Consider the following 16,078-nt stretch of genomic DNA (forward strand, 5'->3'; position numbering starts at 1 on the left):
GTCTATATACAGAAGGGCGGGCAAAAGGGGCAGGGTAGGGCAGGGTATGTTGTGTCTGTTTTGTGTCATGTGTTATTTTTGCAAGTAGCTATTGAATCTGTTACGATTAAATCGCACACGATATAATTTTTCTCTAAGGAGGAGCAAAAATATGCAGACAGTTTATGATTTTACCGTTAAAAAGACGAATGGCGAAAACCAATCTTTACGGGACTATGAAGGAAAGCCATTGCTGATCGTCAATACAGCCAGCAAGTGCGGCCTGACACCTCAATTCGAAGGACTACAGGAAATGTATGATGAATACAAGGAGCAGGGCTTGGAGATTCTTGGCTTTCCTTGCGGCCAGTTCAATAATCAGGAGTTTGAAAACATTGAGGAGACGACACAGTTCTGCCAGCTGAATTACGGTGTCAGCTTCCCAATGTATGCCAAGCTTGATGTCAATGGCGCCAATGCCGATCCGCTTTTTAAATACTTGAAAGAGCAGAAAGGCGGAGTCCTGACAAAAGATATTAAATGGAATTTCACGAAGTTCCTGGTGGACCGCAATGGCCAGGTCGTCAAACGCTATGCTCCAACCACAGAGCCGGAAAAAATCAAGAATGACCTTGAGGAATTATTATAAGGATGAGTAACCTGGACGACTTTTTAACATTGGAAAATCAACTGTGCTTTGCTGTTTATGAAGCAGGCAGCCAGTTCAACAAGCTGTATACAAAAGCGCTGAATTCCTTCGGGCTCACCTATCCGCAGTACTTAGTGCTGCTGGCGCTGTGGGAGAAGGATGGACTATCCGCCAAAGAACTGGGAGAAAAGCTGAACCTCGGCACCGGCACCTTAACTCCGATGATCAAGAGGATGGAAGCCAGTGGCTGGGTAACGAGGGAGCGATCTACTGAAGATGAAAGGAAAGTCAGCATCACCTTACAGCCAAAAGCATTAGGCGAAAAAGAAGCCATCGTCCAGAAAATAGCTGGGGAACTCAAGCTCTGTAATATTGAGTATGATGAGTATGAGCAATTGATGAAGCAGTTGAGTGTTTTGCGTGGGAAGTTTATTCAATACAATAAGAGTTATTAAGCCGGAATCGAGCCTATGATTTCGGTTTTTTTCTGACAAAGGGTTCATAAAACTGTTTTGGCGCTGCGGGTTAATACTGTTTTCATTAATTCAAGATTGAAGTATGAAATGAAAAAATTATCGATTTCATACAAATTATTACTTCTGTCGACAAGGTTTGTGTATAATAAGAGTCAGCGGAAAATTTATACATAAAGAATCAGGTGTCTTATAGACGGCTATGCCGTTTATAGACTTAATAGGGAAGTTGGTGAAAATCCAACGCGGTCCCGCCACTGTAAATGGGAGCTTTAAGCAAATGCCACTGTACCTAGTATGGGAAGGCGCTTGAAAGCAATGACCATGAGCCAGGAGACCTGCCTGATTCTTCGCGCCACAACCTACGAGGATAGGAGGTGTTTGGATGGATTCTGGCTTTATAAGAGGAACCTCATACAAACATCTCCATGTACATGATGGAGGTGTTTTTTTTAGTTTCATAGAGAACATTCATTGCACCAACGTAAACGAGAGGTTTACAGGAATCGAGAGTATGATGATGAAAAAGTTCGAAAACATTCGGAGGTATGAGAGATGAAAAAGGTTCAAGGATTATTATTTGCTTTGTTCATTACCGTTCTAGCCCTGGCAGGATGCGGAGGGAATGAACAGGAAAAGGCGGGAACTGTAGCAACTACAGCAAAGAAGGACACGGCCCAACAGGAGGCTGTTCAATTTCCGGTCACTTTAACGGATGCAGTACAAAATGAAGTCACCATAGAAGCGAAGCCTGAAAAGATTGTTTCATTGATGCCTAGCAATACAGAGATTGCTTTTGGCCTTGATTTGGGAGAGCAAATTGTCGGTGTTTCTGATTTTGATAACTACCCTGAAGAGGCAGCAAAAAAAGAGAAAATTGGCGGGATGGAATTCAATGTTGAAAAAATCCTGTCCTTAAAGCCTGATCTTGTCCTTGCCCACGCATCAAGTGCTGACGCTGGTGAAGCAGGCTTACAGCAGTTAAGAGAAGCGGGAATCACAGTGCTTGTCACGAACAATGCAGCAAATTTCACTGAAGTCTATGAAACGATCCGTTTAATTGGTACCGCTACTGGTAAGAAGGAGAAGGCGGAAACGGTAATTGCGGACATGGAGAAAAAGGTTGAAGAAATCAAAACAAAAGCCCAGGAGATTAAAGAGGTTGACAGAAAATCAGTGTTTGTCGAAGTATCACCCGCGCCTGAAGTTTATGCCGCTGGCAAAAATACCTTCATTGATGAGATGTTGCAGATCATCAATGCCAAGAACACTGTAACAGAAGAGGGATGGCCAAAAATGGAATCAGAGGCTGTCATTAAAAGCAATCCAGAGGTGATCATTACCACTCATGGATACTACACGTCAGAACCAGTTAAAAATGTTATAAGCCGTGAAGGCTGGCAGAATATCAGTGCCGTGAAAGAAAACCGCGTCGTTGATGTCCACTCTGATAAGGTAACTCGTACGGGCCCTAGATTGACAGAGGGAGTAGAGGAGCTTGCCAAAGCAGTTTACCCGGACATTTTCAAATAAAGAATTATTCGCTGGGGATCGATATGTTCCCGAGCATGGACGGGGGAGAGTATAAATGGCAATTGGACAAGGTTTGCTCAAAATGTCTGAAGAGTTCGTTGTTTTAGAATCTCCTATTCTATTAAAAACGATGTCTTCAGGTGTGGTCGGCTCGGGAACCGGGTGGCACAGCACGTTCGTAAACAGGCATGTGAACAAGAATTATGACTGCAGTGACCACAGGAAAGAGATGGCAGAATATATATCAGATCATGGATTAGACCCTGGCGAAACAGTCGGGATGATGACGGCTGTCATGCTGGAGGATGTCTGTTTTAAGCTGTACGAAGAAGAAGGGTTCTCTGTTTTTATCGTTGTGACGGCGGGTGTAGGCAATGCAGTTGACGCCTCTAAAAGCGCTGAGTATACATACGAGAAATCACCCGGCACAATCAATACATGGGTATTCGTCAACGGGGAACTGACGGAGGAAGCTTTTATCCAGTGTATTATGACGGCTACTGAAGCGAAGACAAAAGCGTTGCATGATTTAGACATCAGGGACCGTTCGTCCGGAACCATAGCTACCGGGACTTCAACCGACAGCATCCTGATCGCAGCCGCCCAACAAGGTGAAAAACTAGAATATGCCGGGACGATTACCCCTCTGGGCCAGGTTGTTGGCAAGGGTGTTCATGAATGTACCGTTAACGCTATTCAGAACAGCAGGAATAGAGCGGTAAAATGATTCTGAACCACCTCATTGCTCTTACTATAGCTGTCATCATTGATATGGTCTTTGGCGATCCTCCCCATTGGCCACACCCGGTAAAATGGATGGGATTACTGATTTACAGGCTGGAAAATCGGTTGAATAAGGGGTCGAACAAAAAGGGCAAGGGAATTGCCATGACTGCTCTCGTCCTCATAACGGTTGGAATGATAACCACCTTGGTAACATTGGTATCCTATGCTCTGCATCCAGCGGCAGGAATCATCGCAGAAGCCTTCATGATTTCCACTGCAATTGCCCAAAAAAGCCTGAAGGAAGCAGCCTTAACGGTATATAATCCTTTAAAAAACAATGACCTCGGGGAGGCAAGGCATAAGCTTTCCTGGATTGTTGGCCGTGATACAGAGAGGCTTGAAGAACCTGAAATTGTTAGGGCCGCGGTGGAAACTGTTGCAGAAAATACAAGTGATGGCATTACTGCGCCGCTCTTTTGGGCAATGATCGGCGGTGCTCCTCTTGCACTGATCTATCGGGCTATTAATACATGTGATTCCATGGTCGGTTATAAAAACGAAAAATACCTGGAGTTTGGCTGGGCTTCTGCAAAGCTTGATGACGCTGCTAACTGGATCCCGAGCAGGATTACATCGCTCTGCATGCTGATTGGCAATCGTCCACTTTTCAGATCCCGAGCTGATGCCTGGAGAGTGATTCGCCGTGATGCAAGGAAGCACCCGAGCCCGAACAGTGGGTGGGGTGAGGCTGCTGTTGCAGCGATTCTTGGCATCCAGCTCGGCGGCATAAATTATTATAAGGGCATCATTTCAGAACGTGCGACAATGGGTGATGCTCAGATAGAAATGGAAAAAAATCATATTTTAGCAGCAAATAAAATCGTCACGTCCACTGTGCCAGTATTTTTGCTTTTGCTGTGGCTCGGGGGTGTTCTCTTTGGACTGGCCGTCTCATGGATCCAATCCTCATTATTTATATGAAGCTATGAATCTGCCGTTTCCGGAGGAGCGGATTGATTTCAGCGCGAATATCAACCCGCTTGGGCCTCCCCCCATCTTAATAGAAAACTGGGGGGAGCTCCTGCATACGGTAACCCAATATCCAGATCCTGCTGGGAGGATACTTAAGAAAAAATTATCCGCCCAGGAAGGTTTGCAAGAAAACCAGGTTCTAATAGGAAATGGCGGAGCGGAAATCATTTCTCTGATTGGCCGGGTGCTTGCCGGGAAAAAGGCGGTTATTGTACAGCCTGCTTTTTCGGAATATGAAGAAGCCTGCAGGGTGAATCAGTGCAAGGTACAATACCATCAATTGCATGCTGACAGCTGGGATTGGAGGAATGATGATCTTAGCGGAAAATTGATGAATGCAGATGCACTATTTCTTTGCAATCCAGCCAATCCAACCGGTGTATTTTATCCGAAACCGGTCATTCTTCACTTGCTTGAAGAATGCAGGAGGAATGACTGTTTTTTGATTGTCGATGAGGCCTTTTATGATTTTCTGCCGGAATATGAATCCATAGCCCATTATATTAGTAAATATCCGAATTTACTGATCATCAGGTCCATGACAAAAATGTTTGCCATCCCTGGCTTAAGGCTGGGCTATTTGCTCGCGGATTCGGCAGTGATCAAAAGAGTCGCTGCGTTCCAGCCACATTGGAGCACGAATGCTCTTGCCTTAAAGGCAGGTGAATGGTGCCTAGAAAGTGAATCGTACATAAAGGAAACCATTCGATTAATAGAAAGAGAAAGACAACGCCTCTTTTATTTTTATCAAGAGAGGAACTTATTGGTTTCACCCTCGAGTACCAATTTTTACTTACTGAAGGATCCATCGATTCAAGATCAGCTTCCGTTTCTGCAATTCCTGGTTAATAGAGGGATTGTGCCGAGACACACAGTGAATTTCCCAGGGCTTGAGGGAGGGTGGCTCCGATTTGCCATCAGGGGATCCGGCGATAACGACAGATTGATGGAGGGAGTGGATGAATGGATAAGCAGTCGACGTTAATTTTTATTAGTGGTGGTGCCCGCAGCGGAAAAAGCCATTTTGCTGAAATCCTTGCTGGTAAATGGTTCGAGATGACTTCTGGGCAGCTGCATTATGTCGCCGCTGGGATGCCAAGTGATGAGGAAATGGAGGATCGGATCCTTCGGCACAAACAGGACCGTGAATATAGCGGCTTGCACTGGAGGACATGGGAGATACCCAGGAATCTCTCCCCGTTTTCAAGTGTTCTTACCAAGAATGATATAGTCCTGCTCGACTGCCTGACCACCTTATTGAATAATGAATTTTTTCAGGAGGAAGACCTGTGGAAGGACAAGGATTTTCCAGAAATGATTTATTTTAAGATTCTAAGCGAAATAAGACAAGTAGTCCGGCAGGCCAGGGCGACCCTCATTGTCAGCAATGAGGTGCATTGGGAACCAATCGGGGACCATGGGCTGGTCCTTTCCTATTCAAGGATACTGGGTCTGCTGCATCAGGCACTCGTCAAAGAGTGCGATGAAGCGTATTTAGTGGAAGTGGGTATTCCGATTTTAATGAAGGGCGAGGGAATCTCATGAAAGGAATCATGATACTTGGCACAGCATCAGACGTGGGAAAAAGCCTGATTGCGACTGCGATTTGCCGTGCCTACGCCAATGAAGGAGTACGCGTCGCACCGTTCAAGTCACAGAATATGTCCAATAACTCCTATGTAACAAGTGATGGAAAGGAAATCGGCAGAGCACAAGGGATTCAGGCAGAGGCAGCAAGGACAGAGGCAACTGTCATGATGAATCCGATTTTGTTGAAGCCCAGTTGTGATCTGCAGTCAGAAGTGGTTCTGTTTGGAAAAGCCGCCAATACGATGTCCGGGAAAGCGTATCGAGAAGATTTTTATGAACTGGGGCTTGAGGCGATCCAAACCGCATTAGAGGATCTTGGTCAAGACTTTGAAATGATCGTCATGGAAGGAGCAGGGAGTCCGGCAGAGATGAACCTGAAAGACCGTGAACTGGTCAATATGAAGGTAGCCGAAATGGCCGACGTACCTGCCATACTGGTGGCTGATATTGACAGAGGAGGAGTGTTTGCCAGCATTGTCGGGACCCTGGAACTGCTGACGCCAACTGAAAGGTCACGGGTACAAGGACTGGTCATCAATAAATTCCGCGGTGATTTGTCCCTGTTCGACGAAGGGATAAAATGGCTGGAATTAAAGACAGGGATACCAGTCCTGGGTGTCCTTCCGCACTTGGACAACCATATGATTGACGGAGAGGATTCTTTGTCCATTCCTCCCGCAACCAGCAAGGCTGGACTTGATCTTGCGGTAATCAAACCTCCATATATTTCAAACTACAGTGATCTCGAGCCATTTTATTCCGAACCGGATGTCTCCATCCGCTGGGTTAGCAAGGTGGATGAAATAGGGGATCCTGATGGGGTCATTTTGCCTGGTACGAAGAGTACGATTCGGGACCTGCAGTTTTTCAAGGCAACGGGTTTGGCTGACTGGCTCGTTGACTATGCAGCAAAAGGCGGCTTTATTGTGGGGATTTGCGGCGGCTATCAAATGCTTGGCGAGAGTCTCCTTGATCCACATGGAAGGGATACAGGGACGGTTTCAAGCCAGGAAGAGGGACTGGGAATCATTCCGGCGGTGACAACATTCCTTCCACACAAGAAGACGGTTCAAAGAATGGCAGCGGCTCACCCGGGAACAGGGATTCGCAGGACTCTTGAAGGCTATGAGATTCATGTTGGAGAAACAGTCTTCTCATCTGCGTATCAGAGTTTCCTATTGCTGGAGGATGGCAAAGAGGAAGGATATTATGGCCAAGGAGGACGGATCATTGGCACCTACCTGCACCATCTGTTCCACAATGATGAATGGAGAAACCACTGGCTCAATTCAATCCGCAAAGCGAAGGGCCAGCCTGTTCGTGCCCCTGTTTATATCGGCAGGGTAAAAGATCGCAGGTACGATGAGTTGGCGGCTCATTTTACCCGTCACATCGATTGGGACAAGCTTAAGGAAATTTCCGAAAAATGGAGTACTAGACATGAGCTGGCTTAAGGGATTTTTGATTAACCTGCAATTTTTCACCACGATTCCCATCAATTTTGCCTTGCCGATGGACAAGAGGCATCTTGAGAGGGCGATTCAGACATTTCCCTTGCTGGGGTTGCTGCAAGGAGGAGTTCTTTCCGGATTGCTGTTTGCCATTGTTGAATGGACACCTTTTTCAGCATTGGCGGCGGCATTTGCCATTTGGCTGTCTGCCATCATTTTAACAGGGGGAATCCATCTCGACGGCTGGATCGATTCCAGTGATGCATTTTTCTCTTTTGGTGATCTGGATAAGCGGCTGGAAATTATGAAGGACCCAAGGACAGGGGCATTTGGCGTTTTATCCGTCATTGTCCTGTTGAGCGCAAAATTCTTCTTCATTTATGAAATCGTAACAAGATTGCAGGGTGCTACTTACTTGCTAGCACTCGCTATCCCTTTTTTAAGCAAGATGTTAATGGGCGGGCTGCTTCTCTCGATAAAGCCGGCCAGGAACGAAGGACTGGGTGCATTATTCAGAGAAGCTTCATCCAAATGGACTTTATGGATCTACCCTGTTTATCTGCTTCTTTTTGCCGGAACCTCACTTTTTTTGGATCTATCCTATGAGTTTGCCTGTCTGCTCCTTACAGCGATTTTCGTTTTCCTGTTCCTGCGGGAAAAGTTGATCAAATGGTTCGGAGGGATGACAGGTGATACTCTTGGAGCAAGTGTCGAACTGACGGAGGTAGTACTATGGATGACCATGTGGTTATTACATTATTTCGCCATGGGTTAACAGAGGATAATAAACGCCAGGCTTATCTTGGCTGGACGGATTCCCCATTGGTCCCGGGTCAAGTTTTTCCTGAGGTTCTTGTTTCTTATCAACAGATCTATACAAGTGATCTTAGGAGATGCAGAGAAACGGCAGAGGCCCTTTTTCCTGGCAGAGTTCCAGTGAAGATGGAAGAATTCAGGGAAATGAATTTCGGAGAGTGGGAAGGCCGTACATATGAGCAGCTAAAGGCCAAGCCGCTGTATCAAAAGTGGCTTGCTGACCCTTTCGCCGCTGTTCCTCCGCATGGAGAATCCTTTTCAGAGTTTGCCCGCCGAGTGGAATCCGGCTGGAGCAAAATAACACGGGAAATCCTTGAAAATGGAATAAAGACATCGGCCATTGTGACCCATGGGGGTGTGATTCGATATTTATTAACACAATACGGATCGGAAGAAAAATCCTTTTGGGATTGGAGAATTCCTCATGGCCATGGTTATGATTTTATATGGAAGATAGAGGGATTAAGGAGGGGAGAACGTTGCACTTTGTTACAGGAGGTGCCTTTCATGGAAAAGCAAAATGGGTCAAGGAGCAATATCGGTTAAAGGAAAATGAGCATTCCTGGCATTCAGCATATAAAAAAGATCCGCTTATAGAACCTGGCAAGGTGGATATCGTTATTTTCGAAGGAGTGGAAGCCTGGCTCCGGGAATGGGCTCGCTGCATAGGACCAGATGTGATCAGGCAGAACTGGCATTCATTAGTCCAGGACTGGCTTGTATGGGAAAGTCAGCATCCACAGCGGAAATTCGTCGTCATAGGTTGTGATATCTCAAAGGGGATTGTACCGCTGGCACCTGAAGACAGGAACTGGAGGGACGTGACTGGATGGGTCTATCAAGACCTGGTGTCTGCTGCTGAACGGGTTGATATCATCTGGTATGGAATAAACCAAAAACTAAAATAAAGGGGTTTTAAAAATGAGATTATATACGAGGACAGGCGATAAAGGCCAGACGAGTATTATTGGCGGAAGAGTGGAGAAGGATGATATTCGTGTGGAGGCATATGGTACGGTGGATGAAGTCAATTGTTTTGTTGGACAGGCTGTAACCCAGCTGGATGCTGCCATTTTTCAAGATGTGCTCGAAGACCTTGAAAAGATCCAGCATGAACTGTTTGACTGTGGCGGAGACCTGGCGAATGTGACAAAGACAAGGGAACTTAAGCTGACAATGGAATCGATTGACTACCTTGAGACGAAAATTGATGAACTGATTGCTGAAGCTCCTGAGCTTGAACGCTTCATTTTACCAGGAGGTGCCCCGGCTGCCGCTTCTATTCATATTGCCCGGACGGTGACAAGAAGAGCGGAGAGGTTAACCGTTTCATTGCTGAAGGCTGACCCGGAATGTTCAGAAATAGCATTGAAGTATTTAAATAGATTATCAGATTATTTCTTTGCACTTGGTAGAGTGATTAATTTCAGGCTTAACCATAAGGATGTTGAATATGTCCGCAGCGCAAGAGTTTTTAGAGAAGGGAAGCGCAAGGAGGAGAATAAGGGTGAAGAGTAGGAGGTTGTCATGGATCGCCATGCTGGTTGCCCTTTCTGCGGTTGGGGCGTCCCTTAAAATTCCTGCTCCGATTGGAAGTGTGGCATTGGACTCTTTTCCCGCTTTGCTGGCCGCTGGATTATTTGGCGGGCCTGCAGGAGCGGCAGCAGGAAGCCTGGGCCATTTGCTTTCGGCTTTGATCGGCGGATTGCCTCTCGGCCCATTTCATGTATTGATTGCTGGCGAGATGGCTCTATTGGCGTATGTGTTTGCATTGTTGTATAAAAATGACAAGCGGTTGTCTGCGGGTATGCTCTTTGTCATCGGTAACAGCTTTGTCGCACCGCTTCCGTTCATTTTCATTATGGGAATGCCATTTTATATCGCGATCGTGCCATCCCTTTTCACCGGTTCTGTTTTGAACACAGTGCTCGCTTTCCTGGTATTGCCGAGGATAGCTCGAGTGTTTGAGCGTTCCCCGCTATTCTCAAGGGAAACCTAGAGAAGGGTTTATTTTAGAGGAGGGTTTTCCTTGAGGGACATATTGATGATTCCTGTTAATGAAGAAATCAGCCTCATTATGGCAAGTGACAATAGCGGGTCAGTCGGAATGAAAGAGAAGGATGCGGTCCAGGTTCCTTATGAAACCGTGGCTTACTATTCGTTCAGGGTCGCTGTCATGGAATGCATAAGTGCCGGTGCTGAGCCATTTGCCGTCACACTCCAAAATTTCTGCGGTGAAGATGCATGGGAAGCACTAGTAAAAGGAATTGAGCAGGGTATGACGGAGCTTGGGAAACAGAATGTGAAAATCACAGGCAGCACAGAGAGCAATTTTTCTTTGAGCCAGTCGGCGATTGGTTTAACTGTACTTGGAAAGATCGCAGGGAGAACAGAACACGATCAGCTGACCTATAATGATCAAACCCTCATGGCAGTCATCGGCCAGCCGCTTGTAGGACAAGAAGTGGTAAAAAGGAAAGATGACGTTGTCCCGTTAGCAGTATTCAAAGAGATTTGCGCGCTAGAATCGGTAGTGACGATTCCGGTAGGCTCCAAAGGGATTTTATATGAATTGAATGGTCTTTTTACGAACCTACAGTTTTCGGCGAAGAATCTGGAAACAAACCTTGATCTGATTAAGTCTTCAGGCCCTTCAACCTGCTTTATTGCTGTCTATCCGGAATCATTAAAAACGAAGGTGGCTTCCATAGCAGGCCGCCATTTTCACGAAATCAATTATTTGGGGTGAAAACGTGCTTCATTTATATGTAATCAGACATGGGGAAACAGAATGGAATAAGGAGAAGAGGAGCCAGGGGCGGCTCGATTCTGCACTCACAATGAAGGGAGAGGAAGATGCCATACTACTGGGTGAAAGACTTAAAGATACAGAATTCCGGCAAATCATCTCCTCCCCAAGCGGGCGAACATTGGATACTGCAAGACTGGTAAAAGGAGAGCGGCTAATCCCTCTAATAACGGACGAAAGGCTGATGGAGATTGACCTCGGAACGTGGCAGGGGAAAACGGAAGCCGAGATTAAATCTCACTATCCAAATGCTTTCGACTCCTATTGGAACCAGCCCGAAGCATACGAAAATGAAGACGGAGAGACCTTTCTGCAGGTTCAGCAAAGACTACTGCAGTTTCTAGAAGATCTAGAGAAAAAAATGACGGAGGGAAATGTCCTGATTGTGACACACGGAGTCGTCATTAAGACTCTGCACCTCCTATGTCGAAATGCTTCAATCAGCCAGGTTTGGGATCCGCCGTATATCCACGGCACGAGTTTGACGGTTTTGACATTGAGTGGTGGGAAAAAAGAGCTGAAGCTTGAAGCCTGCATATCACATTGGTCCTCATACAAGTCTGGTTAGCCATATGAGATGACCCAAATCAATTTCCCGGCTTCAGCCTCTTGAAGCCAAGTGTTTACATAAAAAAACTTATCGTGCATGTTTCAATTTCTGTCTCTACTGAGACAAACTGTCTTAGATATTATCCGGACACGGGTCGAACATAGAGGAATCTTTATCCTCTTCAACATCAAGATCCGCGCCATAGAAGTACAGGGTAAGCCCTGTGTTCATTTGCGATATTGAGTATGCAGAATATGTACAATTGAGGAAACAGTTGAGTGTGCTCCGCGAGAAAATGAAGCTGTATAACCAAGCTTGATAGGAGAGAAGCATAAGGACTTTACCTTGTGCTTCTTTTAAGTGAACGAATGCTAAAATCATTTCAGAGACATATATTCAAAAGTCTTATATAATAATGGTCAAGGAGGTGAAAAAGTATGGAAAAGCAAATTTTAGAAATCTTAATGGGAATGCAAAAAGATCTACTAGAAGTTAAAACAAACGTACAAAGAGTAGAAACAGACATACATGAGGTAAAGGCAAATGTACAAAGAGTAGAAACAGACGTACATGAGGTAAAGGCAAATGTACAAAGAGTAGAAACAGACGTACATGAGGTAAAGGTGAACTTAGAAAGAGTAGAAACAGAAGTTCTAGAAGTCAAGTCTAATGTACAAGAAATCCAAAAAACGGTCAAAAGAATTGAAATTTCTCAAAATGATGATGTCATTGCAATTTTGAAAGTAAACAAAAAGAAAACAGATCTGGAAGTTGACTATTTTAACAACAGATTAATTGAAATGGACAAGCGATTATTTGTTTTGGAGAAAGCGATCCAAAGTTAGTATATACGCTAATATAGCTGAGCAACTAGCCGAATGGTTCTGTAAACTGCTTAGTTCAGGAACATTTCTGCCTTTTGCGGTGAGCATTGATAGTCTACAAATGGAAGTGCAAGATATGAGTGAACTGAAAGAAATGCGTGCAGTTTTGAACGAGTTGATAGAAGGTCAGCAAAGACTGGAAATTGGCCAGGCGAAAATTCAACAGAATCTTGTTGAGAGTTTGGGCTTTTACACATACAAGATTGTTGAACATTTTGATATAAAAACTGATGTTTTAAACAATAGAGTCTATAGACTGGAAACAAAGATTGAGCGACTGAGCAAGCAGTAAGGTACTAAATACGCCTACTGTCTTTTGAAGCATGTACGGATGTTTTTCAATTAATTATAAGATCCTTCATAAATTCTCCGATTTTAAATCTTCTAAGTAGCACAAAAGCCAAAATAAAAAACTCTTCTTGTGTTTCACCCACTCTTTAACACGTTCTGTTATGAAACTATTTAAATACGAAAAAACACCATAAAGGTGTTTTCTCTTATGAATTTATATTGCAGCTACTTGTTTAAATCCCAGGTCTGATAAAGCTCTTTCTAAAGAACTGTAAAATTTGGTTATGTTAAAATCAAATCCAATTCGGGTGATGGTTTCAGCAATTGCTGGACGGATGCCGGTAATTATAGTATCTACACCTATCAACTTTAATGTTTTAATGATTTGAAAAAGTGAATTTGCAACTACATTATCGATTACTGTTACTTTTGAAAAATCCAAAATAAAATGTTGAAGTTTAAGTCTAATAGACTCATTTAACGAAACTTGCATGATCATCTTGGAGCGTTCAAGATCTATTGTTCCAATTAGTGGTAAGACTGCAACCCCCTGTGTTATGGGAACAACCGGGACAGAGAGTATTTCTAATTCTGCAGAGAATGATTTAACACGCATAAGATTATTATTTTCGTGAACCTCTCCAATGATTCTGAAGACGGAATCAATCAGTTTATCATACCTTTCCGTTATTTGGACCAAAGTGTTGCATTCAATGCGATTTTGTTCTAATTCTTCCGTGAACAGTTCCCAAATGATTAAGCGAAACAATGAAATAACTCTTAAGGATTGTGTTAAAGTGACACCATGCTTAATGGTCAGGTTGGCTGCGTTTTTAGCCCATTGGCGTACAGATTCATAAACTTCTTCTTGGTTTTTATATAATGCTTCTCCAAAGAGTCCAATTATTTCAGTAGTATATTTTTTGTACTCCGATTCAGGGATATTAAATTTCTCCAGTTGCTCAGTAGTATTTCTTTGATCGTTATCAGTAAATAATTTAGCGAGTACATGCCGATTTCCAAAGATTTCCATCCCAATAAATTCAAATTCTACTTTATTTGTCATATGACGTCTCCTTTCGTTCTATATATTGAACGATAATTTTAAAGCATGGAGTGTAAAATGAGAAAGAAATCAACCAATAATAATTAAGAACACAAACGGGTGAATAATAGGGCTGTTAAGGAAAGATAAAGAAAGGAGCTCATTGAGGAAAGGTGGAAATTCGAATGTTCACTAAACATAACACACTAAAATTGGAAAAGCGAGTTAATCACAGGAGTGAGATTGAAAGATTATCGTCATATTTTGCTAATTAATTTATATGATTCGACTATGGAAATAAAAAAGGTAAAATAACATTCTATATAGAATAAAACATAAGGCGTTACATCAAAAAATAGCAGGGAGGTGGAGGTGTGATTCAGAGACTGGGAAACGCACCATACCTGCTTCTGGTTGGAGCAGCGCTTTTTTGGGGCGGGAATGCGGTGGCCGGGAAGTTCCTTGCTGGTTCTCTTCCGCCAGTGACCATTTCATTCACTCGGCTGACGATTGGTGTCCTGATCATGTCGCCATTGATCATTAGGCTTTTCCGGAGGGAGAGGGCTGCACTAAAGGAGCATTTTAAATTGCTGGTTTTTCTTGCCGTGACAGGCGTGGTCGGATTCAACCTCTTGATTTATTGGGCGGTCCACTATACATCGGCGATCAATGCGACGCTGTTAAACAGCACTAGTCCCTTATTCATTTTCCTTTTATCTGCGCTGTTGATTGGCGAGAAAATGGAATTGAAGTACTGGGTATCGATGGCGATTTCGATGATTGGCGTGCTCGTGGTCATCACTCAGGGTTCGTTTGAAAGACTGATTGCCTTACAGTTCAATATGGGTGACTTGATCATGGTTCTTGCCGTCATTTCTTGGTCCTTGTATTCTATTTTTATCAAAAAGATTTCCGGAAAGCTGCCTTCGCTGGCGATTTTCGGATTCACGCTCGCCATTGGGTTTACGGTGATGATTCCTGCGGTTGCGATTGAGCTGGCAATTGTGCAGGTTGATGTACCAACAATGGCAGAGTGGAGTGCTTTATTTTACATAGGGATCTTCCCGTCGATTTGTTCGTTTCTATTATGGAATCGTGCCGTGGCGATGATTGGACCGTCGAAAGCGTCGATTTCACTGAATCTCATACCGGTGTTTGGAACGATTGCCGCGTTCCTTGTCCTGGGAGAAGTGATCACGATTCCGCAGGTACTTGGTGGATGCCTTGTTTTTATTGGCGTCTTTATTACTTCTTTTACGAGAAAGAAGAGTGTCCAATTGGCGGAGGAAGCATAGGGAAAAAATTTAGGAGGAATAGCTGATGTACGAAGAAGGTTTTGTGGAGGTTACCGGCGGGAGAGTCTGGTATGAAATTTACAATAAGGATGCGAAAGACACGCCGGTCGTTATTTTACATGGAGGGCCAGGGTCTTCCACTTATTCGCTAAAAGGACTGAAGGCGCTAGGCAAGGATCGTCCGGTTGTTATGTATGACCAGCTTGGCTGCGGAAAATCAGACCGCCCGACGGATAAAGCGCTGTGGAATATCGACCGTTTTGTCGAGGAGCTTGGCCAGGTGAGGGAAGCTCTGAAGCTGAATGAGGTCCATATCCTTGGCCATTCATGGGGGACAACTTTGGCTGCGGCTTATGTGCTGACGAAGCCGAGTGGGGTGAAGAGTGTGGTTTTTTCCAGTCCATGCCTCAGTGCGCCGATGTGGGAAGAGGACCAGAAGCGGAATATTGCCAAGCTGCCGGTTGACGTGCAGGAGACGATCCGCCGCTGTGAAGAGAGCGGAGATACCGATTCCGAGGAGTTCAAGGCCGCGATCAAGGAGTTCAGCAAGGAGTTCGTGCTCCGCGGGGAACCTGATTTGGAGTGGCTTAAAGCGGGTGCCGGGATGAAAAACCCGGATGTCTACCAGACGATGTGGGGTCCATCCGAATTTACGGTGCTTGGCAATCTCAAAACGTTTGATTGCACACCTGAACTCGGTGAGATTAAGTGTCCGACGCTGTATACATGCGGCCGTTATGATGAAGCAACACCTGAATCGACAGAGCATTTTAGCCGGTTGACGCCTGGTTCTGAGTTCCATGTGTTTGAAAAGAGCGCGCATATGCCGTATATGGAAGAGCCGGAAGAGTATCTGCAGGTCATCGGCGATTTTCTGAATAAAGTCGATCGCCAGGTGTGACTTTTGCTATACTGCCTTTTGCCATCCTTATGCTAAGTTTATAGTGTTAATTTA

At 44.6% G+C, this 16,078-nt stretch carries 20 protein-coding genes and 1 riboswitch; of the genes, 19 read left to right on the forward strand and 1 reads right to left on the reverse strand.

Going from position 1 to position 16,078, the window contains the following annotated elements; genetic code table 11:
* Positions 1–151: 151 nt before the first annotated feature.
* From EJA10_RS02175 to EJA10_RS02255, 17 genes are all read left to right on the forward strand, one after another.
* Positions 152–628 carry a glutathione peroxidase gene (locus tag EJA10_RS02175; RefSeq protein WP_125478373.1) on the forward strand — a complete coding sequence of 159 codons (477 nt, stop codon included), beginning with the start codon at positions 152–154 and terminating at the stop codon, positions 626–628.
* A gap of 11 nt (positions 629–639) precedes the next feature.
* The gene (locus tag EJA10_RS02180) at positions 640–1,083 is read left to right on the forward strand and encodes a MarR family winged helix-turn-helix transcriptional regulator (protein ID WP_125478532.1); all 444 of its coding nucleotides are present in this window, start codon (positions 640–642) and stop codon (positions 1,081–1,083) included.
* Between the two features lie 184 nt (positions 1,084–1,267).
* Positions 1,268–1,461: riboswitch (cobalamin riboswitch) on the forward strand.
* A gap of 195 nt (positions 1,462–1,656) precedes the next feature.
* The gene (locus EJA10_RS02185) at positions 1,657–2,634 is read left to right on the forward strand and encodes an ABC transporter substrate-binding protein (RefSeq protein ID WP_125478374.1); all 978 of its coding nucleotides are present in this window, start codon (positions 1,657–1,659) and stop codon (positions 2,632–2,634) included.
* Positions 2,635–2,689: 55 nt separating this feature from the next.
* On the forward strand, positions 2,690–3,361 hold the full coding sequence (locus tag EJA10_RS02190; protein ID WP_125478375.1) for an adenosylcobinamide amidohydrolase: 672 nt from the start codon (positions 2,690–2,692) through the stop codon (positions 3,359–3,361).
* A complete protein-coding gene (gene cbiB, locus EJA10_RS02195) occupies positions 3,358–4,341 on the forward strand; it encodes an adenosylcobinamide-phosphate synthase CbiB (RefSeq protein ID WP_125478376.1) in 984 nt (327 codons plus the stop codon). Before EJA10_RS02190 ends, cbiB begins: the two co-directional genes overlap by 4 nt.
* Positions 4,298–5,377: a threonine-phosphate decarboxylase CobD gene (gene cobD, locus EJA10_RS02200; protein WP_125478377.1), complete on the forward strand. Its 1,080-nt coding sequence runs from the start codon at positions 4,298–4,300 to the stop codon at positions 5,375–5,377. The genes cbiB and cobD overlap by 44 nt, the downstream gene beginning before the upstream one ends.
* Entirely contained in the window at positions 5,356–5,937 is a 582-nt protein-coding gene (locus EJA10_RS02205) for a bifunctional adenosylcobinamide kinase/adenosylcobinamide-phosphate guanylyltransferase (protein WP_125478378.1), read from the forward strand. The genes cobD and EJA10_RS02205 overlap by 22 nt, the downstream gene beginning before the upstream one ends.
* Complete coding sequence (locus EJA10_RS02210) at positions 5,934–7,436, forward strand: cobyric acid synthase (RefSeq protein WP_125478379.1); 1,503 nt, start codon at positions 5,934–5,936, stop codon at positions 7,434–7,436. The genes EJA10_RS02205 and EJA10_RS02210 overlap by 4 nt, the downstream gene beginning before the upstream one ends.
* Positions 7,423–8,208, forward strand: coding sequence for an adenosylcobinamide-GDP ribazoletransferase (cobS, locus tag EJA10_RS02215; RefSeq protein WP_125478380.1), 786 nt, complete (start codon positions 7,423–7,425; stop codon positions 8,206–8,208). Before EJA10_RS02210 ends, cobS begins: the two co-directional genes overlap by 14 nt.
* Positions 8,166–8,795: a histidine phosphatase family protein gene (locus tag EJA10_RS02220; RefSeq protein ID WP_125478381.1), complete on the forward strand. Its 630-nt coding sequence runs from the start codon at positions 8,166–8,168 to the stop codon at positions 8,793–8,795. Before cobS ends, EJA10_RS02220 begins: the two co-directional genes overlap by 43 nt.
* Positions 8,729–9,157, forward strand: a complete 429-nt coding sequence (locus tag EJA10_RS02225; RefSeq protein WP_125478382.1) for a bifunctional adenosylcobinamide kinase/adenosylcobinamide-phosphate guanylyltransferase — start codon at positions 8,729–8,731, stop codon at positions 9,155–9,157. Before EJA10_RS02220 ends, EJA10_RS02225 begins: the two co-directional genes overlap by 67 nt.
* A 13-nt stretch (positions 9,158–9,170) precedes the next feature.
* Complete coding sequence (locus EJA10_RS02230) at positions 9,171–9,767, forward strand: cob(I)yrinic acid a,c-diamide adenosyltransferase (RefSeq protein ID WP_125478383.1); 597 nt, start codon at positions 9,171–9,173, stop codon at positions 9,765–9,767.
* A complete protein-coding gene (locus EJA10_RS02235; protein ID WP_125478384.1) occupies positions 9,757–10,248 on the forward strand; it encodes an ECF transporter S component in 492 nt (163 codons plus the stop codon). The genes EJA10_RS02230 and EJA10_RS02235 overlap by 11 nt, the downstream gene beginning before the upstream one ends.
* Before the next feature lie 30 nt (positions 10,249–10,278).
* Positions 10,279–10,998, forward strand: coding sequence for an AIR synthase related protein (locus tag EJA10_RS02240; protein ID WP_125478385.1), 720 nt, complete (start codon positions 10,279–10,281; stop codon positions 10,996–10,998).
* 4 nt (positions 10,999–11,002) lie between these two features.
* Positions 11,003–11,626: a histidine phosphatase family protein gene (locus EJA10_RS02245; protein ID WP_125478386.1), complete on the forward strand. Its 624-nt coding sequence runs from the start codon at positions 11,003–11,005 to the stop codon at positions 11,624–11,626.
* 419 nt (positions 11,627–12,045) lie between these two features.
* A complete protein-coding gene (locus EJA10_RS02250) occupies positions 12,046–12,453 on the forward strand; it encodes a hypothetical protein (protein ID WP_125478387.1) in 408 nt (135 codons plus the stop codon).
* 115 nt (positions 12,454–12,568) lie between these two features.
* Complete coding sequence (locus tag EJA10_RS02255) at positions 12,569–12,784, forward strand: hypothetical protein (protein ID WP_246017648.1); 216 nt, start codon at positions 12,569–12,571, stop codon at positions 12,782–12,784.
* A 213-nt stretch (positions 12,785–12,997) separates the two neighbouring features.
* On the opposite strand, the gene EJA10_RS02260 is transcribed toward EJA10_RS02255, so the two are convergent.
* Complete coding sequence (locus tag EJA10_RS02260; protein ID WP_125478389.1) at positions 12,998–13,849, reverse strand: STAS domain-containing protein; 852 nt, start codon at positions 13,847–13,849, stop codon at positions 12,998–13,000.
* A 353-nt stretch (positions 13,850–14,202) separates the two neighbouring features.
* Between EJA10_RS02260 and EJA10_RS02265 the strand changes: the two genes are divergently transcribed.
* Together EJA10_RS02265 and EJA10_RS02270 are read left to right on the forward strand one after the other, a co-directional pair.
* Complete coding sequence (locus tag EJA10_RS02265; protein WP_125478390.1) at positions 14,203–15,123, forward strand: DMT family transporter; 921 nt, start codon at positions 14,203–14,205, stop codon at positions 15,121–15,123.
* A 25-nt stretch (positions 15,124–15,148) separates the two neighbouring features.
* Positions 15,149–16,024, forward strand: a complete 876-nt coding sequence (locus tag EJA10_RS02270; protein WP_211340519.1) for a proline iminopeptidase-family hydrolase — start codon at positions 15,149–15,151, stop codon at positions 16,022–16,024.
* The last annotated feature ends 54 nt before the right edge of the window (positions 16,025–16,078 follow it).

Source organism: Mesobacillus subterraneus (assembly GCF_003937825.1).
GTDB classification, from domain to species: Bacteria; Bacillota; Bacilli; order Bacillales; family Cytobacillaceae; genus Mesobacillus; species Mesobacillus subterraneus.

Excerpts from the sequence above, each read along its gene's own strand:
- EJA10_RS02175 (WP_125478373.1), top strand. The coding sequence starts at position 152 with ATGCAGACAGTTTATGATTTTACCGTTAAAAAGACGAATGGCGAAAAC.
- EJA10_RS02185 (WP_125478374.1), top strand. The coding sequence starts at position 1,657 with ATGAAAAAGGTTCAAGGATTATTATTTGCTTTGTTCATTACCGTTCTA.
- EJA10_RS02190 (WP_125478375.1), top strand. The coding sequence starts at position 2,690 with ATGGCAATTGGACAAGGTTTGCTCAAAATGTCTGAAGAGTTCGTTGTT.
- cbiB (WP_125478376.1), top strand. The coding sequence starts at position 3,358 with ATGATTCTGAACCACCTCATTGCTCTTACTATAGCTGTCATCATTGAT.
- EJA10_RS02205 (WP_125478378.1), top strand. The coding sequence starts at position 5,356 with ATGGATAAGCAGTCGACGTTAATTTTTATTAGTGGTGGTGCCCGCAGC.
- EJA10_RS02210 (WP_125478379.1), top strand. The coding sequence starts at position 5,934 with ATGAAAGGAATCATGATACTTGGCACAGCATCAGACGTGGGAAAAAGC.
- cobS (WP_125478380.1), top strand. The coding sequence starts at position 7,423 with ATGAGCTGGCTTAAGGGATTTTTGATTAACCTGCAATTTTTCACCACG.
- EJA10_RS02220 (WP_125478381.1), top strand. The coding sequence starts at position 8,166 with ATGGATGACCATGTGGTTATTACATTATTTCGCCATGGGTTAACAGAG.
- EJA10_RS02230 (WP_125478383.1), top strand. The coding sequence starts at position 9,171 with ATGAGATTATATACGAGGACAGGCGATAAAGGCCAGACGAGTATTATT.
- EJA10_RS02250 (WP_125478387.1), top strand. The coding sequence starts at position 12,046 with ATGGAAAAGCAAATTTTAGAAATCTTAATGGGAATGCAAAAAGATCTA.
- EJA10_RS02255 (WP_246017648.1), top strand. The coding sequence starts at position 12,569 with ATGAGTGAACTGAAAGAAATGCGTGCAGTTTTGAACGAGTTGATAGAA.
- EJA10_RS02260 (WP_125478389.1), bottom strand. The coding sequence starts at position 13,849 with ATGACAAATAAAGTAGAATTTGAATTTATTGGGATGGAAATCTTTGGA.
- EJA10_RS02270 (WP_211340519.1), top strand. The coding sequence starts at position 15,149 with ATGTACGAAGAAGGTTTTGTGGAGGTTACCGGCGGGAGAGTCTGGTAT.